The sequence below is a fragment of the Streptomyces sp. NPDC049577 genome (assembly GCF_040675635.1).
Taxonomy (GTDB): Bacteria; Actinomycetota; Actinomycetes; order Streptomycetales; family Streptomycetaceae; genus Streptomyces.
In genome coordinates this window covers 1-3,887 of record NZ_JBFAPH010000461.1, presented here as the reverse complement: position 1 = coordinate 3,887, position 3,887 = coordinate 1, and the positions used below count along the sequence as shown (strand labels likewise).

At 74.7% G+C, this 3,887-nt stretch carries 2 protein-coding genes and 3 pseudogenes; 1 reads left to right on the top strand and 4 read right to left on the bottom strand.

The features are described 5' to 3' along the window. Positions 1-96 (bottom strand): annotated as a pseudogene (locus tag AB0K09_RS30900) (YfcE family phosphodiesterase); the annotation flags it as partial. Here AB0K09_RS30900 and AB0K09_RS30895 point away from each other — a divergent pair. After that, positions 96-668: pseudogene (locus tag AB0K09_RS30895) on the top strand (coenzyme F420-0:L-glutamate ligase); the annotation flags it as partial. The pseudogenes AB0K09_RS30900 and AB0K09_RS30895 sit on opposite strands and share 1 nt — an antisense overlap. A gap of 40 nt (positions 669-708) precedes the next feature. On the opposite strand, the gene AB0K09_RS30890 reads toward AB0K09_RS30895, so the two are convergent. The 3 genes and pseudogenes from AB0K09_RS30890 to AB0K09_RS30880 form a co-directional block, all read right to left on the bottom strand. Beyond that, a complete protein-coding gene (locus AB0K09_RS30890) occupies positions 709-1,611 on the bottom strand; it encodes a DNA-3-methyladenine glycosylase 2 family protein (RefSeq protein ID WP_366068713.1) in 903 nt (300 codons plus the stop codon). A gap of 47 nt (positions 1,612-1,658) precedes the next feature. Then, a complete protein-coding gene (locus tag AB0K09_RS30885) occupies positions 1,659-2,750 on the bottom strand; it encodes an NDP-sugar synthase (protein WP_366068712.1) in 1,092 nt (363 codons plus the stop codon). A gap of 80 nt (positions 2,751-2,830) precedes the next feature. Further along, a pseudogene (locus tag AB0K09_RS30880) lies at positions 2,831-3,436 on the bottom strand (peptidoglycan recognition protein); the annotation flags it as partial. Positions 3,437-3,887 lie beyond the last annotated feature (451 nt).

The window sequence follows — 3,887 nt, the reverse complement described above, 5'->3', positions numbered from 1 at the left end:
CACGACGTCGGCCGACGGCAGCTCGTCCAGCAGCGCGTCGGGGAGACGTTTGGCGCGCTTGGGCAGTTGGGTGTCGGCGGTGAGGAGCAGCCGCACTGCGGCGCACGGTGCGCGAGTTCACCGACGACCCCGTGGACCCGGGCGCCGTGCGGCGCGCGGTGGCCGCCGCGGTGACCGCGCCGGCGCCGCACCACACGACGCCGTGGCGGTTCGTGCTGCTGGAGTCCGAGGAGTCGCGGCTCCGGCTGCTGGACGCGATGCGCGACGCCTGGATCGCGGACCTGCGGGCCGACGGGCGCTCGGAGGAGGCCGTCGCCCGCCGGGTGCGGCGCGGCGACGTGCTGCGCAAGGCGCCGTACCTGGTGGTGCCCTGCCTGGTGACGGAGGGCTCCCACGCCTATCCGGATGCGCGGCGCTCGGCGGCGGAGCGGGAGATGTTCGTCGTCGCGGCGGGCGCCGCCGTGCAGAACCTCCTCGTGGCGCTGGCGAGCGAGCGGCTGGGCTCGGCGTGGGTGTCGTCGACGATGTTCTGCCGGGACGTGGTGCGCGAGGTGCTGGACCTGCCGGAGGGCTGGGACCCGATGGGCGCGGTGGCGGTGGGCCGCCCGGCGACCCCCCCGAAGCCCCGCCCGGCACGGGACGCGGACCGCTTCGTCGTCGTGCGGTGACCGTCGCGCTTCGGGGCAACGTGGCGGGTGAGCGGGAAAGTCAGATCCGGCTGAAGTCCCGCACGGAAAACCGCGGCGCCCGCCGAGGCGGCCGGAGCCCCGTCAGCATGACGAACCGGCAAGCGCGATGCCGCTGCCCCGCATACGGCGCCAGCAGATCGAGCATCGCCTCGTCGTCCGTGTCCCGCTCACCCGTGAGCGCGTAGCCGACGATCCTCGGCAGGTGCAGGTCCCCGACCGTCACCGCGTCGGCGGAGCCGTTCGTGCGCTGGAGGGTCTCCGCCGCCGTCCAGGGGCCGATGCCGGGGACGGCCTGGAGGCGGGCCGAGGCGCGGGCGTCGTCCATGGCCGCCGCCTCCTCCAGCCGGGCCGCGACCCGCGCGGCGCGGATGATCGTCGCCGAGCGCTTGGAGTCGACGCCCGCCGCGTGCCAGTCCCAGGAGGGGATCAGCGTCCAGGCGCGCGGGGACGGCATGACCCGCATGCGCGGCGCGGGGCCGGGCGCCGGTTCGCCGTGGCGCTGGAGGAGCAGGCGCCAGGCGCGGTAGGCCTCGTCGCTGGTGACCTTCTGCTCCAGGATCGAGGGGATCAGCGACTCCAGCACCAGCCCGGTGCGGGCGAGGCGCAGCCCGGGGTTGCGGCGGTGGGCCTCGTGGATCAGCCGGTGGCGGGGGGTGAAGGCGGCCGGGTCGTCCTCCGCGCCGAGGAGCGCCGGGAGGGTGTCGAGGAGCCAGTCCGCGCCGTCGCCCCACGCCTCGGCGAGCACCCGGCCGTCCTGGAGCCGCAGGCGCAGCGTCCCGGGGCCCTGCGGGGTGCGGGACGCCCGCCAGAGGGAGCCGTCGGGGGTCGTGCGGTACGCGGGGTCGCCGGGGCCCCGGGCGAGGACGCCGAGCGTCGCGCCCAGGTCGTACGGGCCCGGCGGGGCCCACGTGCGGCTTGCCATCGTGGGCAAGGGTACGCCGGGCGCCCGGCCGGCCGGCGGTCCGGTCGCTACTGGTCGGAGGAGAAGCGGATCGCCCCGGCCGGGATCTCCGCCCCGCACCACACGCGCGCCCCGGCGCACAGCTCGTTGTCGGCGCCGATCCGCGCGCCGTCGCCGATCACCGCGCCGTCCAGCACCGTTCGCGCGCCGATGACCGCGCCGGCGCCGATGAGGGAGTCGCGCACCCGGGCGCCCGCCTCGATGACCGCGCCGTCCATGACCGTGCTGCCGTCGACGCGCGCGCCGGGCTCGACGCGGGCGCGGGCGCCCACGACCGTGCCGCCCATGAGCTTGGCGTCCGGGGCCACCTCGGCGGTGTCGAGGACGAGGCGGTCGCCGCAGCGGCCGGGGACCGCCGGGGAGGGCGCACGGCCCAGGACGAGATCGGCCGAACCGCGGACGAAGGCCTGCGGGGTGCCCAGGTCGAGCCAGTAGGTGGAGTCGACCATGCCCTGGAGGTGCGCGCCGGCCGCGAGGAGGCCGGGGAAGGTCTCGCGCTCGACGGAGACCGGGCGGTCCGCGGGGATCGTGTCGATCACGGAGCGGTTGAAGACGTAGGCGCCCGCGTTGATCTGGTCGGTGACGATCTCCTCGGGCGTCTGCGGCTTCTCGAGGAAGGCCGTGACGCGCCCGTCCGGGTCGGTGGGCACAAGGCCGTACGCGCGGGGGTCCTCCACGCGCGTCAGATGCAGGGAGACGTCCGCGCCGGAGGTGCGGTGCGTGGCGACGAGGGCCTCGATGTCCAGGCCGGTGAGGATGTCACCGTTGAAGATCAGGACCGGGTCGTCGGGGCCGGAGTGGAGCCGGGAGGCGACGTTGCGGATGGCGCCGCCCGTGCCGAGGGGCTCCTCCTCGGTGACGTACTCCAGGTGCAGGCCCAGCGCGGAGCCGTCGCCGAAGTACGGCTCGAACACCTCGGCCAGGTAGGACGTGGCCATGACGATGTGCTCGACACCGGCCGCGCGGGCCCGGGCCAGCTGGTGGGTGAGGAAGGGGACGCCCGCGGCCGGGACCATCGGCTTGGGCGTGTGCACCGTGAGCGGGCGCAGCCGGGTGCCCTTGCCACCGACCAGGAGGATCGCTTCTGGCGAAGAAGTCAACTGTGTCTCTGCTTCCTGCTGGGGCCGGGCCGTGAACGGCGGCCAGTGTATGCAGAATGTGTGCCTCCGCCCGCGCCCGGTCAGCGGCCCTGCAGCTGCGCGGCCTCTTTCCGGATGGTTTTCAGCTTCCCGTAGAGCTTGGCGCCGGGGCATTCGGTGCTGAAGCCGTCGCGGTGGCCGGAGACGGCCTTGAGCTTGGCCGAGGTGCCCTTCTTGAAGAGGTTTCCGCCGCCGGACACCAGCTTCGCGGTGCCGAGCGGGTTCCGGTTGTAGAGGCCGAGCTTCCATGCGGTCAGGGCGGCCACGGCCTTGACCGCGGCGGCGGGCGGGCTGGACTTGCCGAAGGACCCGATGACGGCGATCCCGGTGCTGTCGGTGTTGAAACCGAGAGTATGGGCGCCTTTAACGGGTTTCGCCACACCGCCTGCCCGGCCCTCGTAGATGGTGCCGCACTTGTCGACGATGAAGTTGTAGCCGATGTCCCGCCAGCCGCTGCTCACCACGTGGTAGCGGTAGATACCGCGGATGACCGAGGGGGCCTGGGAGCAGCTGTAGGTGTTGCCGCTGGCGGTGTGGTGGACGAAGGCGGCCCGGACGGTCTTGGTGTAGACGAAGCCGCGTTCGCGCAAGTGTTCGTCGGCGCCCCAGCCGGCCCGGGTGACGATGCGGGGGCGCGCGGCGACGTAGCGGCCGGCCTCGGACTCGGCGGCGCCCTCCGGGGCGTTGACAGCGCCCTCCGGCCGGTGGGGGATCGTCTCGGGGGCCGGTTCGAGGTTGTCGAGCGGCGGCAGGGGGTCCGGTTCGTCGAAGTCGTCGTCCTCGTCCCAGCCGTCGTGGTCGTCACCCGGTCCGGGGGTGGTGCGGCCGCCGTTCGGCACCTGGGTGGCCAGGACGTCGGCGGCCGCCTCGCGGCGGCCGGCCGCGGGGATCTCGGTGGCGCCGAGGGGGGCCAGGGGCGCGTTGACGGCGGAGCTGGCGAGCTCGTCGTCGTTGGGGGCGGGGACGATCTCCGGCTGTTCCGGCTGTTCCGGCTGTTCGGTGGCGTGCGGCCAAGGGGTCCGGGGGCGGGCCGGGCCGTGCCGGCTGCCCGGTCGTCGTCGTGCGCGGCGAGGAACGCAACGTCAAGGGCCACAGCCG

What these genes read in the sequence shown, in the direction of transcription:
- AB0K09_RS30890 (WP_366068713.1), bottom strand. Translation starts at nt 1,611, where the DNA reads ATGGCAAGCCGCACGTGGGCCCCGCCGGGCCCGTACGACCTGGGCGCG.